The organism is Pseudomonas mendocina (assembly GCF_003008615.1).
Lineage (GTDB): Bacteria > Pseudomonadota > Gammaproteobacteria > Pseudomonadales > Pseudomonadaceae > Aquipseudomonas > Aquipseudomonas mendocina_C.
Genome location: NZ_CP027657.1, coordinates 78,284 through 97,577 on the forward strand (window position 1 = coordinate 78,284; position 19,294 = coordinate 97,577).

24 protein-coding genes, 1 tRNA gene and 1 riboswitch are annotated in these 19,294 nt (G+C 64.1%); of the genes, 5 read left to right on the plus strand and 20 right to left on the minus strand.

What is annotated here, in order from left to right:
• Positions 1–4: 4 nt before the first annotated feature.
• The 18 genes from C7A17_RS27175 to moaB all read right to left on the minus strand — a co-directional run bounded on the left by C7A17_RS27175 (position 5) and on the right by moaB (position 14,650).
• A complete protein-coding gene (locus tag C7A17_RS27175) occupies positions 5–130 on the minus strand; it encodes a hypothetical protein (RefSeq protein ID WP_267895744.1) in 126 nt (41 codons plus the stop codon).
• Positions 127–1,332 carry an MFS transporter gene (locus C7A17_RS00435; RefSeq protein ID WP_106736091.1) on the minus strand — a complete coding sequence of 402 codons (1,206 nt, stop codon included), beginning with the start codon at positions 1,330–1,332 and terminating at the stop codon, positions 127–129. The genes C7A17_RS27175 and C7A17_RS00435 overlap by 4 nt, the downstream gene beginning before the upstream one ends.
• A 52-nt stretch (positions 1,333–1,384) precedes the next feature.
• The gene (locus C7A17_RS00440; protein WP_106736092.1) at positions 1,385–1,789 is read right to left on the minus strand and encodes a MarR family winged helix-turn-helix transcriptional regulator; all 405 of its coding nucleotides are present in this window, start codon (positions 1,787–1,789) and stop codon (positions 1,385–1,387) included.
• A gap of 72 nt (positions 1,790–1,861) precedes the next feature.
• Positions 1,862–2,593 (minus strand): adenosylcobinamide-GDP ribazoletransferase, encoded by a 732-nt coding sequence (locus tag C7A17_RS00445; RefSeq protein ID WP_106736094.1) that lies wholly within the window; start codon positions 2,591–2,593, stop codon positions 1,862–1,864.
• Entirely contained in the window at positions 2,590–3,165 is a 576-nt protein-coding gene (gene cobC, locus C7A17_RS00450) for an alpha-ribazole phosphatase family protein (protein ID WP_199796429.1), read from the minus strand. Before cobC ends, C7A17_RS00445 begins: the two co-directional genes overlap by 4 nt.
• Positions 3,162–4,217 carry a nicotinate-nucleotide--dimethylbenzimidazole phosphoribosyltransferase gene (gene cobT / locus C7A17_RS00455; RefSeq protein ID WP_106736099.1) on the minus strand — a complete coding sequence of 352 codons (1,056 nt, stop codon included), beginning with the start codon at positions 4,215–4,217 and terminating at the stop codon, positions 3,162–3,164. The genes cobC and cobT overlap by 4 nt, the downstream gene beginning before the upstream one ends.
• Positions 4,214–4,735, minus strand: coding sequence for a bifunctional adenosylcobinamide kinase/adenosylcobinamide-phosphate guanylyltransferase (cobU, locus tag C7A17_RS00460; RefSeq protein ID WP_075746796.1), 522 nt, complete (start codon positions 4,733–4,735; stop codon positions 4,214–4,216). The genes cobT and cobU overlap by 4 nt, the downstream gene beginning before the upstream one ends.
• A 57-nt stretch (positions 4,736–4,792) precedes the next feature.
• On the minus strand, positions 4,793–6,244 hold the full coding sequence (locus tag C7A17_RS00465) for a cobyric acid synthase (RefSeq protein ID WP_106736101.1): 1,452 nt from the start codon (positions 6,242–6,244) through the stop codon (positions 4,793–4,795).
• On the minus strand, positions 6,244–7,254 hold the full coding sequence (gene cobD / locus C7A17_RS00470; RefSeq protein WP_106736103.1) for a threonine-phosphate decarboxylase CobD: 1,011 nt from the start codon (positions 7,252–7,254) through the stop codon (positions 6,244–6,246). Before cobD ends, C7A17_RS00465 begins: the two co-directional genes overlap by 1 nt.
• Positions 7,247–8,155, minus strand: coding sequence for an adenosylcobinamide-phosphate synthase CbiB (gene cbiB / locus C7A17_RS00475; RefSeq protein WP_106736105.1), 909 nt, complete (start codon positions 8,153–8,155; stop codon positions 7,247–7,249). Before cbiB ends, cobD begins: the two co-directional genes overlap by 8 nt.
• A 3-nt stretch (positions 8,156–8,158) precedes the next feature.
• On the minus strand, positions 8,159–8,812 hold the full coding sequence (gene bluB / locus C7A17_RS00480; RefSeq protein ID WP_106736108.1) for a 5,6-dimethylbenzimidazole synthase: 654 nt from the start codon (positions 8,810–8,812) through the stop codon (positions 8,159–8,161).
• Positions 8,809–10,101 (minus strand): cobyrinate a,c-diamide synthase, encoded by a 1,293-nt coding sequence (locus C7A17_RS00485; RefSeq protein ID WP_106736110.1) that lies wholly within the window; start codon positions 10,099–10,101, stop codon positions 8,809–8,811. Before C7A17_RS00485 ends, bluB begins: the two co-directional genes overlap by 4 nt.
• On the minus strand, positions 10,101–10,712 hold the full coding sequence (gene cobO, locus C7A17_RS00490) for a cob(I)yrinic acid a,c-diamide adenosyltransferase (RefSeq protein WP_106736112.1): 612 nt from the start codon (positions 10,710–10,712) through the stop codon (positions 10,101–10,103). The genes C7A17_RS00485 and cobO overlap by 1 nt, the downstream gene beginning before the upstream one ends.
• A 192-nt stretch (positions 10,713–10,904) precedes the next feature.
• Positions 10,905–11,114: riboswitch (cobalamin riboswitch) on the minus strand.
• 33 nt (positions 11,115–11,147) lie between these two features.
• Complete coding sequence (locus tag C7A17_RS00495; RefSeq protein ID WP_106736113.1) at positions 11,148–11,468, minus strand: hypothetical protein; 321 nt, start codon at positions 11,466–11,468, stop codon at positions 11,148–11,150.
• A gap of 6 nt (positions 11,469–11,474) precedes the next feature.
• On the minus strand, positions 11,475–11,999 hold the full coding sequence (locus tag C7A17_RS00500; RefSeq protein WP_106736115.1) for a C40 family peptidase: 525 nt from the start codon (positions 11,997–11,999) through the stop codon (positions 11,475–11,477).
• Between the two features lie 127 nt (positions 12,000–12,126).
• Positions 12,127–12,750 carry a C40 family peptidase gene (locus C7A17_RS00505; protein ID WP_106736117.1) on the minus strand — a complete coding sequence of 208 codons (624 nt, stop codon included), beginning with the start codon at positions 12,748–12,750 and terminating at the stop codon, positions 12,127–12,129.
• A gap of 149 nt (positions 12,751–12,899) precedes the next feature.
• Positions 12,900–14,114 (minus strand): molybdopterin molybdotransferase MoeA, encoded by a 1,215-nt coding sequence (locus C7A17_RS00510; protein ID WP_106736119.1) that lies wholly within the window; start codon positions 14,112–14,114, stop codon positions 12,900–12,902.
• A complete protein-coding gene (gene moaB / locus C7A17_RS00515; RefSeq protein WP_106736121.1) occupies positions 14,111–14,650 on the minus strand; it encodes a molybdenum cofactor biosynthesis protein B in 540 nt (179 codons plus the stop codon). The genes C7A17_RS00510 and moaB overlap by 4 nt, the downstream gene beginning before the upstream one ends.
• 68 nt (positions 14,651–14,718) lie before the next feature.
• Here moaB and mobA point away from each other — a divergent pair, with 68 nt between their 5' ends.
• From mobA to C7A17_RS00530, 3 genes are all read left to right on the plus strand, one after another.
• A complete protein-coding gene (mobA, locus tag C7A17_RS00520) occupies positions 14,719–15,309 on the plus strand; it encodes a molybdenum cofactor guanylyltransferase MobA (RefSeq protein ID WP_106736123.1) in 591 nt (196 codons plus the stop codon).
• An 88-nt stretch (positions 15,310–15,397) separates the two neighbouring features.
• Positions 15,398–15,619 (plus strand): YgdI/YgdR family lipoprotein, encoded by a 222-nt coding sequence (locus C7A17_RS00525; RefSeq protein WP_106736126.1) that lies wholly within the window; start codon positions 15,398–15,400, stop codon positions 15,617–15,619.
• Between the two features lie 131 nt (positions 15,620–15,750).
• Positions 15,751–15,827: transfer RNA gene (locus tag C7A17_RS00530), tRNA-Pro, on the plus strand.
• Between the two features lie 62 nt (positions 15,828–15,889).
• On the opposite strand, the gene C7A17_RS00535 is transcribed toward C7A17_RS00530, so the two are convergent.
• Both C7A17_RS00535 and C7A17_RS00540 read right to left on the minus strand, forming a co-directional pair.
• Entirely contained in the window at positions 15,890–16,126 is a 237-nt protein-coding gene (locus tag C7A17_RS00535; RefSeq protein WP_106736128.1) for a glutaredoxin family protein, read from the minus strand.
• Positions 16,127–16,174: 48 nt separating this feature from the next.
• Positions 16,175–17,314: a DUF5610 domain-containing protein gene (locus C7A17_RS00540; RefSeq protein WP_106736130.1), complete on the minus strand. Its 1,140-nt coding sequence runs from the start codon at positions 17,312–17,314 to the stop codon at positions 16,175–16,177.
• A 323-nt stretch (positions 17,315–17,637) separates the two neighbouring features.
• Here C7A17_RS00540 and C7A17_RS00545 point away from each other — a divergent pair, with 323 nt between their 5' ends.
• Positions 17,638–18,885, plus strand: a complete 1,248-nt coding sequence (locus C7A17_RS00545) for an OprD family porin (RefSeq protein WP_106736131.1) — start codon at positions 17,638–17,640, stop codon at positions 18,883–18,885.
• A 122-nt stretch (positions 18,886–19,007) separates the two neighbouring features.
• Positions 19,008–19,280 (plus strand): Rho-binding antiterminator, encoded by a 273-nt coding sequence (locus tag C7A17_RS00550; RefSeq protein ID WP_106736133.1) that lies wholly within the window; start codon positions 19,008–19,010, stop codon positions 19,278–19,280.
• Positions 19,281–19,294: the final 14 nt, after the last annotated feature.

Consider the following 19,294-nt stretch of genomic DNA (forward strand, 5'->3'; position numbering starts at 1 on the left):
CCTGCTAGCAGATACCCACGCCCAACTGCAACAGCGCCAACCCACCCTGACGCCAGCCCCACCAGGCCAACGCCAACAATAGGCCGAGGCCCAAGGTCAGACCGGCGAAGAGCAATGCCTTGCGGCTCACGCCGGTGCACCTTGCAGACGTGCGACCGGTACCTCACGCACCGGCCAGTTCAGGGCTGCTGCCATCACACTCAGACCGATGGAGATCTGCCAGACCAGGTCGTAGCTGCCGGTGGTGTCGTAGAGATAACCGCCCATCCAGCCACCGAGAAACGAGCCGAGTTGATGGAACAGGAAGACGATGCCGGCCAGCATGGACAGGTTACGCACCCCGAACATCGTCGCCACCGTGCCATTGGTCAGCGGCACCGTCGACAGCCACAACAGGCCCATGGCGATGCCGAACACGTAGGCGCTCCACTGCGTCAGGGGCGCCACCAGGAACAGGGTGATCACCACACCACGTGCCAGGTACAGGGCGCTGAGCAGGCGAGGTTTGGACATGCGCCCACCGAGCCAGCCAGCGATGTAGGTGCCAAAGATGTTGAACAGCCCTACCAGCGCCAGCACCGTGGTGCCAGTCAAAGCCGGCAAGTGATGATCGACCAGGTAGGCTGGCAGGTGCACGGCAACGAACACCACCTGAAAACCACAGACGAAGAAACCCAACGCCAGCAGCCAGAAACCCGAGTGACTGGTAGCCTCGCGCAGCGCTTCGCCCAGCGTCTGCTGCGGGACATTGCTAGTGGGTGGCGGCGTTTCCTTGATCATCGCCGCGAGCGGGATCATCAACGCCACCAGCAGCCCCAAGGCCAGTAGTGCAGCCGACCAGCCGAGCCAGCCGATCAGCCCGAGCGTACCCGGCAGCATGGCGAACTGGCCGAACGAGCCTGCCGCCGCGGCGATGCCCATGGCCATGCTGCGTTTCTCCGGCGGCACGGCGCGCCCGACCACACCCAGGATGACCGAGAACGAGGTGCCGGACAGGCCGATACCGATCAGCAGACCGGCGCTCAACGACAGCGACAGCGGCGAATCGGCCATGCCCATCAGCACCAGGCCGAGCATGTACAGCACCCCGCCGGTAACGATGGCCTTGCGCGCACCAAAGCGGTCGGCCAGCGCACCAGTGATTGGCTGGGCGATGCCCCAGATCAGGTTCTGCAGGGCAATGGCGAAAGCGAAGACCTCACGCCCCCAGCCAAACTCGGCACTCATCGGCGGCAGGAACAGGCCAAAACCGTGGCGTGTGCCGAGCGAAAGCGCCAGGATCAGCGACGCGCCAAGCAGCAGCCAGGTGGTTGAACGCCATACAGTTGTCATCGTTATCTCCAGCGTACGGCCGTTAGCGACCGTGTAGGCAGTGACTCGGCCATCAGGCCAGCTCTTCAAGTAGTTTCATCAGTTCGGCACGGCGTTCATCACCCAACTGCGCATTCAACTCACGCTGCGCCTGTTCCCACAGTGGCAGCCCTTGTTGGATGCGTTGCAGGCCGGCTTCTGTGAGCCGTACCTCGCGGGCGCGCAGGTCGCGCCCCTCCCCCAGCTGTAACAGTCGCTGCTCCTCCAGCACCCGCAGATTGCGTCCCAGGGTACTGCGATCGAGCCCCATGGCTTCGGCCAGCACGGAAATGCTCGGCTGCCCGAGCCGTTGCACGTGACGCAGCAGGGAAAACTGCGCGACACCGAGCCCAACAGTGGCAAGCGCATCGTCGTAGAGACGGGTAACGCCGCGACTGGCGCGGCGTAATTGGGTACAGAGGCAGGAGGTCGGCAACATGGATACAGGTATATACCCGCATCGACCATTCACACTCATACAGTTACGCGCTGCATCGGCATAACAGTTGTGTCAGAGGCTCAACGCAATGGCCACCAGCGCGCCGCACTCGGCCAGCTCGACCAGTGCACCGGCCGTATCGCCAGTAGTGCCGCCGAGGCGTTGCAGCAAGGCGCGGCGCAACCAGGCGAACAGCAACAAGCCAGTCGTCAGGGCCAGCAGCCCCTGCCAGCCGAACAGCAGCATGCCCGCCACGTGAGCACCCAACACCCAGGGCAGTTGCCGACGCGGCAGATGATCGGCCAGCGCCTGGCCAAGCCCACCGGCCCGCACATAGGGCGTGGTCGCCAACAACAACGGCAACAGGCTGCGTCCCAACCAGGGCAGCAGCATCAGGTAAATGCCCTGCCCGGCTTGCAGCAGCGTGAACAGAGCGGCGAACTTGAGCAACAACAGCAGCACCAGCACCACGACCGCGATGGGGCCGCTGCGCGGATCTTTCATGATCGTCAGCGTCCGCTCGCGATCACCGAAGCCGCCCACCCAGGCATCGGCCGTATCGGCCAGGCCGTCCAGGTGCAGGCCGCCACTCAGCGCCACCCACAGAGCCAGAATGATCGCCGCCTGCAGTAGCGCCGAAGTCTGCCCCAGTAACAGATGAGCCCCCCACAGCAGCAGGCCGAGCAATAATCCCACCGCCGGGTACCAGAGCAGCGAGCGCCCCACCTGCTCCGGCGTCGGCATGCCCGGTAGGCTGACCGGCAAACGGGTAAGAAACTGTAGAGCGATCAGTAGCGTGATCATGGCAATTCCGTCAGTTGCCCGTCGGCAGCCAGGCTCAGGCGAAAACGCTGGGCATAGCCGACGTTGACCTGCAGCAGATCCTGGCGTGGCAGGCCGCGTGCCCGCGCCAGCAGCAGGCGCATCACGCCACCATGAGTGACCAGCAGCAGACGCTCCCCCGCATGGTCGTGCTGCAATCGTTGTAACGCAGCCAGTACACGCGCCTCGAATTGCAGCAACGGCTCGCCATTGGGCGGCGTGAAACCATAGGGGTCGGCCCAGAACTGGCCCAGTGCTTCAGCATCGCTCTGCATCAGTTCGGCAGCGCTGCGCCCTTCCCAGTCACCGAAATGCAACTCCTGCAGGCCTGGCTCATAGTGCAGCGGCAGGGCATGGGCCGTGGCCACTTCCTCGGCAAACCGTGCGCAGCGCTGCAGCGGCGAGCTGATCAGGCGATCCCAAGGGCCGGCATCCTGCACGGCGGTACGCAACTGTGCCCAGCCTTGCTCGGTCAACGCGTCGTCCAGGCTACCGCGCAGCCCACCACCCTGCTCGGTCTCGCCATGGCGCAGCAGTTCCAGCTGCAGCATCAGCTCGGCCTCTGCGCCACGGCGGCTTCGGCGAAGGTCGCCATCTGCCCATGCAGGGCGCAAGCCAGGCGCAGCAACGGCACGGCCAACGCGGCCCCACTGCCTTCACCCAGACGCAAACCGAGTTCCAGCAACGGTTGCGCCTCCAGCGCCTGCAGTACGCGCACATGCCCCGGCTCGGCGCCGTGATGGGCGAACAGCAGCCAGTCGCGGCAGCCAGGATTCAGGCGCACGGCGAGCAAGGCCGCAACGCTGCAGATGAAACCATCGACCAATACCGCCATGCCTTGCTGCGCGGCGGCCAGGTAGGCGCCGGTGAGTGCGGCGATCTCGAAGCCGCCCAGGTGGATCAGTGCCTGCAACGGCCCGTCGATTTGCGCCCGGTGCAGTGCCAACGCAGCATCGATCACCCGCGCCTTGTGCGCTACACCGGAACTGTCCAGCCCCGTACCTGGGCCGGCCAGCTCGCTCGCCGGGCAATCCAGCAGCCAGCAGGCCAACGCCGCCGCTACCGTGGTGTTGCCAATGCCCATCTCACCGCCAACGAACAGATCACAACCAACGGCACGGGCGCGCTGGATGCTGTCGCGCCCGGCCTCCAGGCAGATCATTACCTGGGCCAGGGTCATCGCCGGATCGCGGGCAAAATTCTGCGTGCCGGCGCCGACCTGCAGGTGTCGCACGCCAGGCAACGGCGGCAACGGCTCGGCGGTGCCCAGGTCGATCACCTCGAGCGCCGCATCCAACTGACGCGCGAGCACGCTGATGGCGGCGCCGCCGCTGACGAAGTTGGCCAGCATCTGCCCGGTCACCGCTTGCGGATAGGCGGAAATGCCCTCGGCCACCACGCCATGGTCACCGGCAAAGATGCCGATCCACAGTTTGTCCAGGCTCGGCCGCTCGCGCCCCTGCAACGCCGCCAGATGGATGGCGAGACTCTCCAGGCGCCCCAACGAACCCGTGGGTTTGGTCAACTGCTGCTGCCGCGTTTCGGCCTTGGCCCTTGCAACATGATCGAGCGGCTGACACGGCCCTTGCCACCATTGCAGACTCATAACGCATCCCCCTTGAGCACCATGGGCAACCCGGCCACGGTGAACAGCACACGCTGGCTACGCTCTGCCAGCGCCTGGTGCAGCCAGCCGGCCTCATCGACATAACGGCGAGTCAGCTCGCCCAGCGGCACCACGCCCAGCCCGGTTTCGTTGCTGACCAGCAGGATGCGTCCTGGCAACGCATCCACACAGCCGAGCAACAGCTCGCGCTCAGCCTCAAGCCGCGCCGAATCCTCCAGCATCAGTAGATTGGTCAGCCACAGGGTCAGGCAGTCCACCAGCAGGCAACGACCGGGCGCAGCCTGTTCACGCAGCACACGGGCCAGCGCCACTGGCTCCTCGACCAACGCCCAGTGCGCAGGCCGACGTGCGCGATGCTGAGCAACGCGCGCATTCATCTCGCCATCGAGCGGCTGGCTGGTGGCGATGTAGACGACCTCCAACCCGGACTCGTCGGCCAGCTTCTCGGCCAGCCGGCTCTTGCCGGAACGAGCACCGCCGAGGATCAATTCAAGCATCTTCACTCCGTAGGGTGCGCTGTGCGCACCATTTCAAAACCTGCGGGTGCCGCGCCCCTACCCCAGGCCGTAAAGCGCCTTGAGTTTTTCGGTATCCAGGTGCAATTCCACCTGATCGGCCAGGCGTTCGATATCGCGCTCGCGTAGCGCCTGGTAATCCACCGTCTGCACCTCGGGCAGCCCGGCCCAGCGCAACAACGCGGCGAACGCCGACGGTTGCTCGAACAGGCCATGCAGGTAGGTAGCAAGTACCTGCCCATCGGCACTGAGACCACCGTCACTGCGGCCGTCATCGAGCTGCACGGCGCCGTTAAGACCCGGCCCATGGCTGACGCCGGCATGGATCTCGTAGCCGCTGACCGGCGCCTGCTCCAGACACAGCCGGCCACGCACGTTGCGCAACTGCTTCTCCGGTTCCAGCAGCGTCTCGAAATCGAGCAGGCCAAGGCCTTCGCTACTGCCGGCAACACCCTCCAGGCCGTGCGGGTCGTGAATCTGTCGACCAAGCATCTGCAGACCACCGCAAATACCCAGAACCTTGCCGCCGTAGCGCAGGTGGCGGGCGATGGCTGCATCCCAGCCCTGTTCACGCAGGCGCGCGAGGTCGGCACGTACGCTCTTGGAGCCAGGCAGGATGATCAGATCCGCCGGGGGAATGGCTTGGCCCGGCCCGACGAAGGTCAGCTGCACCTGTGGGTGCAGGCGCAACGGATCGAAATCGGTGTGGTTGCTGATACGCGGCAGAACCGGCACCACCACGCGCAACGCCTGTGCGTCCTTGGCCTGCTGACGGGTATCGACGGCGTCTTCGGCTTCCAGGTGGAAATCCATCAGGTACGGCAGCACGCCCAGCACTGGCTTGCCGGTACGCTGTTCGAGCCAGTCCAGCCCCGGTTTGAGCAACGCGATGTCGCCCCGAAAACGGTTGATCACGAAGCCCTGGACACGCGCCTGCTCGCTCGGGCTGAGCAGTTCCAGGGTGCCGACCAGATGGGCGAACACGCCGCCCTTGTCGATATCGGCAATCAGAATCACCGGGCAATCCACCGCTTCGGCGAAGCCCATGTTGGCGATGTCGCCGGCCCGCAGGTTGATCTCGGCGGGCGAGCCGGCGCCTTCGACCAACACCAGCTCGTGGCGCTCCTGCAATCGTGCATGGGATTCCAGCACCGCTGCCATGGCCACCGGCTTGTAGCCGTGATAGGTCAGCGCCTGCATGTTGCCGATGGCGCGGCCGTGGATGATCACCTGAGCGCCCATGTCGCTGTTGGGCTTGAGCAGCACCGGGTTCATGTCGGTATGCGGCTCCAGACCGGCCGCCTGCGCCTGCACCGCTTGCGCGCGGCCGATCTCGCCGCCGTCGGCGGTCACGGCGGAATTGAGCGCCATGTTCTGCGGTTTGAACGGCGCCACGGAAATGCCCTGACGCCGCGCCCAGCGGCACAGCGCCGTCACCAGCGTGCTCTTGCCGGCGTCGGAGGTGGTGCCCTGCACCATCAGGGTGGCCATCAGGGCGTTTCCTCGAGACTCGCCAGTATCGGCGCACATTCCAGCAGCGCCTGTTCCAGGCGCAGCCAGCCAGATTCGTCCGCCGGCAAGCCGAAGCGCAGGCTGTCCAGCTCGGCGAACAGGCGCACCAGGATGCCGCGGCGCGCCATCAGCTCGGCGCAGGGCACGGCGCGCCGGGTGCAGCAAAACTGGAACAGCGACGAGCCGCCGCTCGATGGCAAGCCACAGTCACGCAGCAATGCCTGCAGGCGCTCGCCGTCGGCCAGCAGGCGTTCACGCTGGCGACGCTGGCCCTCACCATCGACCAGCAGGCTCAGCGCCACGCTGCGTGCCGGGCCGCTGACGGCCCATGGGCCGAGCAGCGTTTCCAGTTCATCCAGCAGCGCCTGAGCGGCCAGGACGAAGCCAAGACGCAGGCCGGCCAGGCCGAAGAACTTGCCGAACGAACGCAGCACGATCAGCCCCGGCATGTCGCTGTAGGCGGCCAGGCTGTGCTCCGGCGTGCAATCCATGAAGGCTTCGTCGACCACCAGCCAGCCGCCGCGCTCGACCAGCTCATCGTGCCAGTCGAGCAGACGGGGCGGCTCGATCAGGCGGCCAGTCGGGTTGTTCGGGTTGACCACCAGCAACACATCCAGCTGCGGCAGCGCGCGATGCACCGAACCCTCGCTGAGCTTGGTGACACGATGGCCTTCACGACGCCAGGCTGCGGCGTGCTCGGCGTAAGTGGGCGCGATGATGCCGACACTGGCATTGCGGCGCAGACGTGGCAGAGTCTGGATCGCCGCTTGCGAACCGGCTACCGGCAGCAGGCTGACGGCGCCGTAGTAGTCGCGCGCCGCCTGCTCCAGCCCATCGTCCGCTTCAGGCAGGCGAGCCCAAGCCGAACCGGGGACGGCCGGCAGATCCCAGCCGTAAGGCGCAACTCCGGTGGACAGATCCAGCCAGTCTTCAAGGGGGATGCCATAGCGCTGCGCAGCGGCGCGCAGTCGACCTCCATGCTCAAGCAACCCAGACCTCCAATACGATCAGGCATACCAGCCATAAGCCAACGCCCGCGACGACTCGATTCATCGCCCGCTCGATATCCCGCGCACGCGGCGCCGGGCCCTCGCCCAACTGCGGGCGCTCATGCCGCTCGCCGTGATACTCCGCCACACCGCCCAGACTGACACCCAGGCTGCCTGCGCCAGACGCCATTACCGGGCCAGCATTGGGACTGTCCCACAAGGGCGCCTGCTTGCGCCAGCAGCGCAGGGCCAGAGCGGTGTGCCCGAGCAGGGCGTAGGTCAACGCAACCAGGCGCGCTGGAATGTAATTGAGCACATCATCGATCTTCGCCGCCGCCCAGCCAAAGCGCTCGAAGCGTTCGTTGCGGTAACCCCACATGGCGTCGAGGGTGTTGCTCAGGCGGTACAGCACCACGCCGGGGGCGCCGGCGACGATAAACCAGAACAAGGCGGCGAATACCGCATCGGAGCCATTTTCCAGCACCGACTCGGTGCCGGCGCGGGCCACGCCCGTGGCGTCCAGTTCGGCAGTGTTACGGCTGACCATCCAGCCGACCCGCTCACGCGCCAGGGCCAGATCGCCCAGGCGCAGCGCCTGCGCCACCGGCTGTGCGTGCTCGTACAGGCTGCGCAGGCCAAGGGCGAAGTACAAAGCAAAGATCTCCACCGCCCAACCAAACGAGCTCACCTGCACCAGCAGCCAGGTGATGAAGGTCAGCGGCAGCACTGCCAGGCACCAGGCCGTCACGCCATGACTACGCCAGCCACCACCAGCGGGATTGAAGCGCTGCTCCAGGCGCCCGGCCAGGCGGCCGAAGGCAACCAGCGGATGCGCGCGGCGTGGCTCGCCCAGCAAGGCATCCAGCGCCACGCTGGCACAGGTGATCAGCGCCAGGCTCATCGTTCACTCACCAGAGGATCCCCATCGATTCTCGAACAGCAATTCGGACAGCGGCCGAGGTGTGGCCCAGCCCTCTTCCACCAGCATCGGTTTCTCGTAGAAGGCGTGCACCGGCCCCAGGCACAGCAGCGCCACCGGCTTGCTGCCAGCCGGCATACCCAGCAGCCCGGCCAGCGCTTCGGGGTCGAACAACGACACCCAGCCCAGGCCCAGCCCTTCGGCCCGCGCAGCCAGCCACAGATTCTGAATGGCGCAGGCCACCGAAGCCATATCCATTTCCGGCAACGTGCGTCGTCCAAAGACATGCGCTTCGCGCCCTTCCATCAGCGCCACCGCCAGCAGCTCGGCGCAATCGCGGATACCCTCGACCTTGAGCCGCATGAACTCATCCGAGCGCTCGCCCAGGACTTCGGCGGTGCGTACCCGCTCCACCTCCACCAGCGCATGGGCCGCCTCACGCAATTGCGGATCGCTGATACGCAGGAAGCGCCACGGCTGCATCAGGCCGACGCTGGGCGCGTGGTGCGCCGCTTCGAGCAGCCGCGCCAACACCTCAGGCGGTACCTGCCCGCCGGCGAAGTGGCGCATGTCGCGGCGCTCGGCAATGGCGCGGTATACCGCCGCACGCTCTGCTGGAGTGAAAGCATGCTCGCTCATGGACGCAGCAGCGCGGCGGCCGCCTCCGGATTGGACGGCAGGTAGAAGTGGATATAGCTGGCCGTCAGCCGACCCAGGCGATAGACCGCCTCGGCCACCGGCTTGCCGTTCGGGCAACGGCCGAGCGCCAGGGGCTGCAAGGGACTTTCCAGGCGAGAGTGGTGGTAACTGTGGCCGCGCAGCTCGCCTTCCGGCAGCGTCACTTCCTGCAGGGCCAGTGCCGTCAGCCGTGGCTGCAAAGCCGCACTGCCGCTGAGCAGGCCAAGCATGCGGCCACTGCCGCCCTGCTTGTCGCGCAGCTCATCGAGCAAATAGAGCATGCCGCCACACTCGGCGAGCAGTGGCTTGCCGGCCTGGTGATGGGTACGGATCGCCGCAGCCATGGCCTGGTTGCCCTCCAGCTCTGCCAGGTACAGCTCGGGATAACCGCCAGGCAAGTAGAGACTGTCCACGTCCGGCAGCGCTTGATCGATCAGCGGCGAGAAATAGCGCAGCTCAGCCCCCAGCGCCTGCAGCAGGTCGAGATTGGCCTGATAAAGGAAGGCGAACGCGGCATCCCGCGCCACACCGATCCGCACGCCTTGGAGCAAGGGCGCAGGTTCGTCGATCTGCGGCGCGGCGAAGCTCACCGCCGGCGGCAGATCGACATCGGCGCTGGCCGCCAGGGCGTCGGCGACGGCGTCCAGGCGTGCTTCCAGATCGGCCAGCTCAGTTGCCTGCACCAGGCCCAGATGCCGACTCGGCAACTCCACCGCGGCACTGCGCGGCAAAGCGCCGAACCAGCGGATGCTCGATGGCAAGGCATCACGCAGAATATCGCCATGGCGGGTACTGGCGACGCGGTTGCCGAGCACTCCGGCAAACGGCAGATCCGGCTGGAAGGTGGCCAGGCCGTGAGCCAGCGCGCCGAAGGTCTGCGCCATGGCTGCACCGTCGATCACGCCCAGTACCGGTACGCCAAAGTAACGGGCCAGATCGGCCGCCGACGGCTTGCCGTCGAACAAGCCCATCACCCCTTCGATCAGGATCAGATCGGCCTCGCCCGCGGCCTGCCACAACAGCCGGCGGCTCTCCGCCTCACCCACCATGGCCAGGTCGAGCTGGTACACCGGCGCGCCGCTGGCGCGGGCGTGGATCATCGGATCGAGGAAGTCCGGGCCGCACTTGAACACTCGCACCCGGCGCCCCTGACGCGTATGCAGGCGCGCCAGCGCGGCGGTGACGGTGGTCTTGCCCTGACCCGAAGCTGGCGCGGCAATCAGCAGCGCCGGGCAGTGACGTGCTTCCATCAGAATTCGATGCCCTTCTGCGCCTTCACTCCGGACTTGAACGCATGCTTGACCAGACTCATCTCGGTGACCGTATCGGCCGCCTCGATCATCCCCGGCAAGGCGCCCCGCCCCGTTACCACCACGTGCTGCAGCAGCGGCCGCGCTTCGATATCGGCCAGCACCGCATCCAGTTCGAGATAGCCATGCTTGAGGGCGATGTTCAGCTCATCCAGCACCACCAGGCCGATGGATTCATCGCCAAGCAAGCGCCTGGCAATGGCCCAGGCTTCCTGCGCCTTGGCGATATCACGCTGGCGATCCTGGGTTTCCCAGGTGAAACCCTCGCCCATCACGTGATAGCTGACTTCCTCGGGAAAGCGGCGGAAGAAGGTTTCCTCACCGGTGCTGGCGGCACCCTTGATGAACTGCACCACGCCGACCTTGAGGCCATGACCGAGGGCGCGCGCGACCATGCCGAAAGCGCTGCTGCTCTTGCCCTTGCCATTGCCGCTGTGCACCAGCAGCAGGCCGTATTCGTCCTGAGCCTGGGCGATCTTCTCGTCGATCAGGGCTTTCTTGCGCTGCATGCGCGCCTTGTGGCGGGCATCGCGCTCGGTGGACTCGCTCATGCTGTGCTCCTGTACGTCAGGCACCCGCGCCGCCTGTTGATCGATAAACAGTGCGAACGGCAATGAGGAAGAAGGTCGCGATGATCCGCACATCCTCATCCAGGTGCCAATGGCTGGTCAGGCGAGCGGAAGACAGAAAACACGAACGCCCCGGTCAAACCGGAGCGTTAGCCGGACAGCGCCCTCCGCGATGCCGTGAAACTGCGACAGGCCGGTCTCCGGGCTCGTGAGCGAACCCAAAGGTTCGACACCGCGCCTTCCCGTGCATAGCACAGTGGCTTCGAGCAGCGTTTGACTCACCTACCGTTGCGGGGGCAGCGCCGGCATTCGAACCGGCTTCCCTGTTTCACCCCTCGGCCGTCATTCGCAGCGACTCGGGGCACCTGAAGCAAGGCGCGCAGGGTAGAGGCTGGCAGCCCTACCCGTCAACGCCGCTCAGTGCCTGGGCATGAACCCAGGCGGTTTGCTCGCCAACCAATCGACGAAAGTCCGCAAACGCTCATCACTCAGCAGCGCCTCGCGGCTGTTGTAAGTCAGCGCCAGCTCCTTTTCGCTGAACAGACGGTGAATCTGGTTATGGCAGGCGCGGCAGACCCAAAGCGTGGCGGTAATGCGCTCATGACGAGCGAAGCGTTTCTGCACATAGACCTTGTCGTGCAGCGCCTTGGGAATCAGGTGATGGCGGGTCAGTGCGACAGACCGCGCGCACAGCTCACAGAGCTCAGGCTGAGGCGGCAGGCGAATGGGCTCGCTCATGGAGGGTCAGGGGTTACGAGCGAGCTCTGGGGTGATGACTCGTTTGGCATCGAGGTAGACACGCTGCCAGTAGACGTTATCGAGGCTGTCCAGGCGCACGGTACCGCCACTGGACGGCGCATGGACGAAACGCCCCTCGCCGACATAAATGCCGGCATGACTGACGGCACGACCGCCATTGGTGGCGAAGAACACCAGATCACCACTCTGCAGGGCATCGCGCCGAACATCCGGGGTACGCATCGCGCTCAGCTCACGGGTCGAACGTGGCAGGCTGATACCGGCTGCATCGCGGTAGACGTAGCCGATCAGACCACTGCAGTCGAAGCCGCCTTCCGGGGTATTGCCGCCATAACGATAGGGCGTACCGACCAGACCGAGGGCGCGGAACAAGACATCTTCGGCGCCGCCCTGATAGGACGAAGAAGAGACTGGAGGACTGTAGGTAGGCTGAGGAGAGGGAGCACGACTGCTACACGCACTCAGTAGCAGAACGAGGGAGATAAGGACGACACGGGTCGTGACGGGCATAAGCGAGGCGATCCAGAGCCTGAATGCGCTCTACTCTGCCGATTCACGACGAACGGCGCAACCCTCAGCTCCGTTCAAGACCTATCGAAACAGCCCTTGAACAGATTCTGCGGTTACGCCGTATACATCAGTTATGACGCTTGGCAGCGACCTGATCTTCAACCGGAGCCAGGGCGAGCACGCGCTTGGCTTGCAGGTAACTGCGATTCCAGTAGCTGTCGTCCAGGCTGTCGATGCGCACGCCACCACTGCGACTGCTGCTGGAATGGATGAATTGGTCATCTCCCAGGTAGATGCCGGCGTGGCTGACGCGACCGCGGCCGCGATCGTTGAACAGAATCAGGTCACCTGGCTCCAGGTCGGCACGGGCCACCTTCGGCGCATCCAGATTGATCAATTCACGAGTGGAGCGCGGCAATTCGAGACCGACCTCTTTGCGGAACAGGTAACCGACGAAGCCGCTGCAATCGAACCCGGACTGTACCGAGGTCCCACCGTAGCGATAGCGAGTACCGATCAGCGAACGGCCGAGATCAAGCAGGCTGTCGGCCAATTGCGGCATTTCGTAGGGTTTGTCGTCGATCAGTGCGGTGATTTCATCGTCATCGGCTGGTATGACCCGATGAGAGAGCGGGCGAGTGACTGGCTCGGCCGTGGCTTCGCTGATCTGCGGTTGCGGCGAGTGGCCGGCGCAGGCAGCGAGAAAGACTGTGAGTGCAAGAGGCACGAGGGGTGCGAAGCGTTTTAGCATGGGCACGACCGTGTCGGTTGAATTTACAAGTTGGCGACTATGCCTTCTATAACGCTCATTTGCAAATTCTATCGTTAGAAATGTGACCCAGTGGTTTCGCCGCGCCATCTAAAGCGCCCGACCATCTGCCTGGCCGGGCGAATCAGAACCTAACCGAGAATCTCGCTCAACGGGATAAACCGCAGCATCTGACCTTCGGCCAGCGTACTGCCTTCCATGACCTCGGCCAGGCCCTCAGCCCAGGCGGCACTGCGCAGCACGCCAGAGCTCTGGTTGGCATAAGGCACCACGCGGCCATTCTCCAAACGCGCTCGCAGGTACTCGCGGCGCATGCCCGGCTTGCCCCAGGTAAAACCTGCCGGCACCGCAAAACCCATGGGCTCGACACGCTGTACACCAAGACGACGCAGCATATAGGGACGCGCCAGCAAGCCGAAGGTGACCAACGTCGAAGCCGGGTTGCCCGGCAAGCCGATGACCGGAACACCTTGGTAATGGCCGAACGTCAGCGGCTTGCCCGGTTTGATCGCCAGCTTCCACAGCGACAGTTCGCCCGCCTCACGCAGAACCATGCCGAGAAAATCCGCCTCACCCACCGAAACGCCACCCGTGGACAGGATCAGATCGACTTCGCCCAAGGCACCCAGCGCTTCGCGGGTACGTTGCAGGTCATCGGGCAATATTCCCGCATCCACCACGCTGCAGCCCAGCCGCTGCAACCAGGCGATCAGCAAACGCCGGTTGCTGTTGTAGATCTGCCCAGGGCCAAGTGCCTGACCCGGCTCGACCAGCTCATCCCCCGTGGACAGCACGGCAACGCGCAGTCGCCGACGCACCGAAAATTGCGCTACGCCCAAAGACGCCGCCAACCCCAGCTCGATAGGCCCCAAACGCGTGCCGGCCGGCAGCACGCATTCTCCGATACGGGTTTCCTGACCTTGAGCACGTACGTTCTGCCCGACCTTGAGCGGCTCGCGGAAATGCACGCTTCCAGCCTCATCCAGCTCGACGTTTTCCTGCATCTCGACGGTATCGGCACCTTCGGGCAGCGGCGCACCGGTAAAAATGCGCGCGCAGGTTCCCGTCTGCAGGGAGACAGGCGCAGTGCCAGCCTGAATACGCTGACTGACCGGCAACGCCTGGCCCGTCCAATCAGCCAGACGCAAGGCGTAGCCGTCCATCGCGCTGTTGGCCCAGGGCGGCAGATCCAGCGCCGCGATCAGCGGCTCGGCCAACACTCGACCATCGGCCTCGGCCAACGCAACCAGCTCGTTCTGCTCGATGGGTGCCGCCTCTGCCAACGCCAACAGGCGCTCCAGCGCCGCCTCCATCGGCAACAGACCAGGATGATCGCAACCGCTCATCCACGGGTCTCGCAGGCACCTACCTGTTTCAGGTGCGGGACGAAGTTGCATGGACGGTGCCGCGCATCCAACTGCTCACCGAGGATTCCGTCCCAGGCGGTGCGGCAAGCATTGGTCGAACCCGGCAGGCAGCAAACCAGCGTGCCGTTGGCCAATCCGGCCAATGCGCGCGACTGGATGGTAGAAGTACCGATATCGGCCACGGAAATCTGCCGGAAAAGCTCGCCGAAGCCATCGACCTGCTTGTCCAGCAGGCAGGTGACTGCTTCCGGCGTGCTGTCGCGCCCGGTGAAACCGGTACCGCCCGTGACCACCACCACCTGAACCTGATCCTCGGCAATCCAGGTCGCCACCTGGGCGCGGATCTTGTACAGGTCGTCCTTGAGCAGCACGCGAGCGGCCAGTTGGTGACCGGCGCCGGTCAGGCGATCGACCAGCAGTTGCCCCGAGGTGTCGGTCTCCAGCGTGCGCGTGTCGCTGACAGTCAGCACGGCGATGTTCAGCGGCACGAAAACCGCATCGGCCTTGTGGTTCATGGCAGGCATCCAATTAGTAGACAATGGGCGCTGTTATATCACACAGCCTGCCCCCGGAGACTGCCCGCATGCCCGTACCCAACGCCCTCCCCACCTGCTCGGTGCTGCTGCTTTCCGGCGGTCGAAGCCAGCGCATGGGTGGCCGCGACAAGGGCTTGCTGGAGTGGCGCGGCCAGCCGCTGATTGCCTGGTTGCATGATCTGACCAGGCCACTGAGCGACGATTTGATCATCTCCTGCAACCGCAACAATGACCGCTATGCACCGTATGCCGATCAACTGGTGACCGATCAGGATCAGGACTTCCAGGGCCCGCTGGCAGGAATTCGCGCGGGCATGACCGCAGCGCGTCATGAACAGATGCTGGTGCTGCCGTGCGACGCCCCACTGGTAGACCGCGCACTGATCGAATCACTGCTGACTCACGCCGGGAGCCGGCCGGTGGTGATCCGCCAGGGCAACTATTGGCAGCCGCTGTTCTGCCTGCTGCCCACGGTGCTCAAAGAGGATCTCGAACGTGCCTGGCAGTCTGGCGAGCGCAGCCCGCAACGCTGGTTCGGCCGACTTGAGCCGGTGGCCATCGACTGCTCGCTCGACGACACTCGCCTGGCCAACCTCAATACACCGGAGATGCTCGCGAGCACGCCACCGGAAGACTAGGCTGAAAGAGCCTTGGCGGAACTCGCACGATGGTTTTACGTCTGAGCCAGGGTAAAGCACACCTTTGTATTACCCAAGGAGACAGACCATGAACCAACGGATCATCCCCGCCCTGCTGATTGCCCTCGGCCTTGCCGCTTTGGCCGGCTGCTCCAGCCCGTCGGTAATAACGCTGAATGACGGCCGTGAGATCCAGACCGTGGACAAGCCCAAATTCGATGAAGAATCCGGCTTCTACGAGTTCGAGCAACTCGACGGCAAACGTGCCACGATCAACAAGGATCAGGTTCAGACCGTCAAGGAGCTCTGAGGCAACAGCCTGAGCGCCTGGATCGGCCAGCCATAAGGATGATACGAGTCGGCAACCGGGTTGCCGGCTCGTAGTTTTTTTCGGGCTAACCCCTTGTGCAGTAAAAGTTTTTCGGTAGAATACGCGGCATTCGGAGTGTAGCGCAGCTTGGTAGCGCGTCTCGTTCGGGACGAGAAGGTCGCAGGTTCGAATCCTGTCTCTCCGACCAAATTTAAAACCCGCCTTAATCGGCGGGTTTTTTATTGCCTGCGTTTCGTTGACGCGCCCTTCTCAGCTCAGAAAGGCCACCACCTGCTCGGCATCGAACGGCCAGTTCAGTTCGCTTGCGTTGTCGCAGCGACGCAGTACCGGAATGCGTAAACCGTACTGCTCGACCATCCCTTCATGCTCGGCAATATCGATCAACTCGACCAGCAGGCCGTTCTCGACGAATGGCATGAGTAGTGCCTCGGCCACCTCACAAAGATGGCAGCCCAGGGTTCCGAAAAGTTGGCATTCAGGCGTCATGAGCGCACCTCACTATCAGCAAGGCGCGCAGTTTAGCACCGGCGGCAATCAGCTCGCGTCAGCGTCCTTGCCAGGCTGACCAGCGATCAGCGACTGCAGGCCATCGAGCAGGCTGCGGTTGAGGCTGTCGGCCTTCTCCAGGCGCGGCAAATCGAAGCGCTCATCGAGCGAGAAGCCGCCCTTGAGCAGTTCCTTGAGCATACCGCCAGCATCCTGAGCCAGGTCACCAGCACTGCGCAGCGCATCGAGCAGCCCCTGGGCATAGTCCTGCAGACCGCTGTTGACCGCACTGGCGCCCTGCCCGGCCACCGCGCCATAGGCATCGGTAGCCTGGCGCACGCTGGTCTGGGTCAGGCGCAGCGACATCGACGCCAATTGCTCGCCATCCATATCCAGCGCCATGGCGCGGTCGAAGGCGCCTGCCAGATCACCGGCGTAGAACTTGTCGGAGAGATCCTGTACCTGACTGAAGAGTTTCTCCAGCGCCTTGATCTCATCGTCATCAAGCTCGCCCTCGACGTCCACCTGCCAGCCGCCGATCTGCATGCTGCCGGACTGGCTGCTACCCACCACACTGGTGGACTTGCCATCGCTGGACGCGGCGAAGCTGCTCTGCGACCAACTGGCCGACGCCTGCGCCACGGAAATACGCAGGCGGTCGCCATCGCGAGTGGTGACGGACAGGTCGAAGGTTTCCGCCAACGCGCTGAAGCGCTCGCTGTAACCCGCTACCGCCACCTTGTCCGGGGCGCTGGGGGCGGCGCTGCCGAAACGCTTGTCGAGATCGCCGAAGCCATCCTGGATGCGCTTGTAGGTGTCGTCGATGTCACCCGCCACTTGGCCTTTCAGCACGCCCATGCCATCGAGAATCTTGCGCGCCTCGGCGAAGCCTTTTTCCACGCCCTCACGGGCCTGGGTCAGCAGCTTGTCCAGTTTGGCCGGGTCAGCACCGGCAGCCGCCTCGCTCTGCAGGCGCTGCTCGATGAAACCGAGAATCCGCCCGGCAACCTTTTCAGGGGTGTAGTCATCACGCGACCCAGAGAGCGAGCCCGGCGGCACGCCGAGCTTCTCGGCGAGGCGATTGGCCAAGGTGGCCTGTGCATCGGCAGCATTGTTGCGCGAGGCCATCGACTGACTGGCCTGCGCAGTGCGGGAGGCGGCGGAATTCAGTGAGCTCAGAGGATTCATGAGTGGTGGGTACCCGAACAGGTTATCTGCCGAACTTAGCGGCCGGACGGAGGCAAGCTTTAACCTTTATCGACCAACGGTTGCCGATTTTTCTCAGCTCGACTTCGTTCGAGCGAAATTTTCCCGATAGATGGCCTAACCCAGGGAAATCTCTGCCAACCACGAGCTAGAGCCTATGCGCAGCAATATGCCAACTTCGCTCGAAGCCCCGCCAGACTAAAGTCTTACAGTCGACTCGCAGGCTAAGTGCTTTATTTCACCGCGCCGTAACTGGTCGGTCACTTCGTGGCCGACCTGCTTATAACAACGAGGAGACAACAATAATGAGTAAGACTCCCCTCGCCCGTGCCGTGGCCCTCGCCACGCTGGGCGCAAGCATGACCCTGCCGAGCCTGGCACAGGCTGACTTCATCGGCGACAGCAAAGCCACTCTGGAACTGCGCAACTTCTATATGAACCGCGACCTGCGCGACACGACCGCTGCACAGCAGTCCAAGCGCGAGGAGTGGGCACAGGGCTTTATCCTCAAGGCCGAATCCGGCTTTACCGAGGGCACCGTCGGTTTTGGCCTGGACGCTTATGCAGGCCTGGGCCTGAAACTCGACTCGTCTGACGAACGCGCCGGCACCGGGCTGCTACCCAACAGTTTCGGCAACGAGGGGCCGGACGAGTATTCCGAGCTCAGCGGGGCAGTCAAAGCGCGCATCTCGAAAACCGTCGGCAAGGTCGGCGGGCTCATGCCGAAGCTGCCAATCGTGAGCTCCGGCGACTCGCGCCTGCTGCCACAGGTCTTCACTGGCGGCATGATCACCTCGCAGGAGATCGACGGACTGACCCTCAATGGCGGTCAACTGCGTGAAGTGAATCAGCGCGCCTCCACCGACCGGGTCGACATCACCGCCAGCAACGTCGGCGGCGAGAGCGACCGCTACAATTTCGCCGGCGGCGATTACAAGTTCAATGACGGCAATACTACCGTCGGCCTGTGGTATGGCGAACTGGAGGATATCTACGACCAGAAACTGTACAACCTGATCCATGTACAGCCGATCGGCGACTGGAAACTGGGCGGCAACCTGGCCTACTTCGACTCGCAGGACAACGGTCGCAAACTCGGCGGCAACCTGGACAACGACCTGACCTCGATCAACCTCTGGGCCGGCATCGGCGCGCACACCTTCCGCGTGGGCTACCAGAAGGTCGGCGGCGACAACGCCTTCCCCTTCCTGACCGAAACCGATCCGTACATCGTCAACTACATCCAGATTCTCGACTTCACCCGCAAGGACGAGAAATCCTGGCAGGCGCGCTATGACGTCAACTTCGCCAGCTACGGCATCCCAGGCCTGACGGCCTTCGTCCGCTACGTCACCGGTGACGGTTTCGATGGTGTGGGCGGCGCAAGCGGCAAGGAATGGGAGCGCAACGTCGACATCAGCTACATCATCCAGGAAGGCCCGCTGAAAAACCTTGGCGTACGCTGGCGTAACGCGATGGTGCGCTCCAACGCGAGCATCGGTGACCTGGACGAAAACCGCCTGATCGTCAGCTACACCATTCCGCTGATGTAAGGCTTACCAGCGAAACGATAACGCCGTAACCCTGCATAGGGTTGCGGCGTTTTTTATCGCGTATGGAAAACAGCCAGGGTCATTTCTCGGCTAGGCTCTAGGCCAGCGCGGAGGACGATTCGATGGACGACTACCAACCCCTGGCCTGCGATCTCTATGACTACCTGGAGATCGCCTGCATGCACCGTTATCAGTTGGCTATCGAACTGGTCGATGGCTCCCGCCTGCTGGGTCAGGCGCTGACCACGGAAACCTCGGCGAGCAAGGAAGAGTTTCTGCTGGTGCGTACGGCCGACGGCGAGCAGCGCCTGCGTATGGATCGCCTGTTGGCGATCACGCCACAGGACGCAGGCGCCAGCTTTGGCCGAGTGCTGTTGAACGGCAATCGCTGCTGAAGGCGGCGCACCTA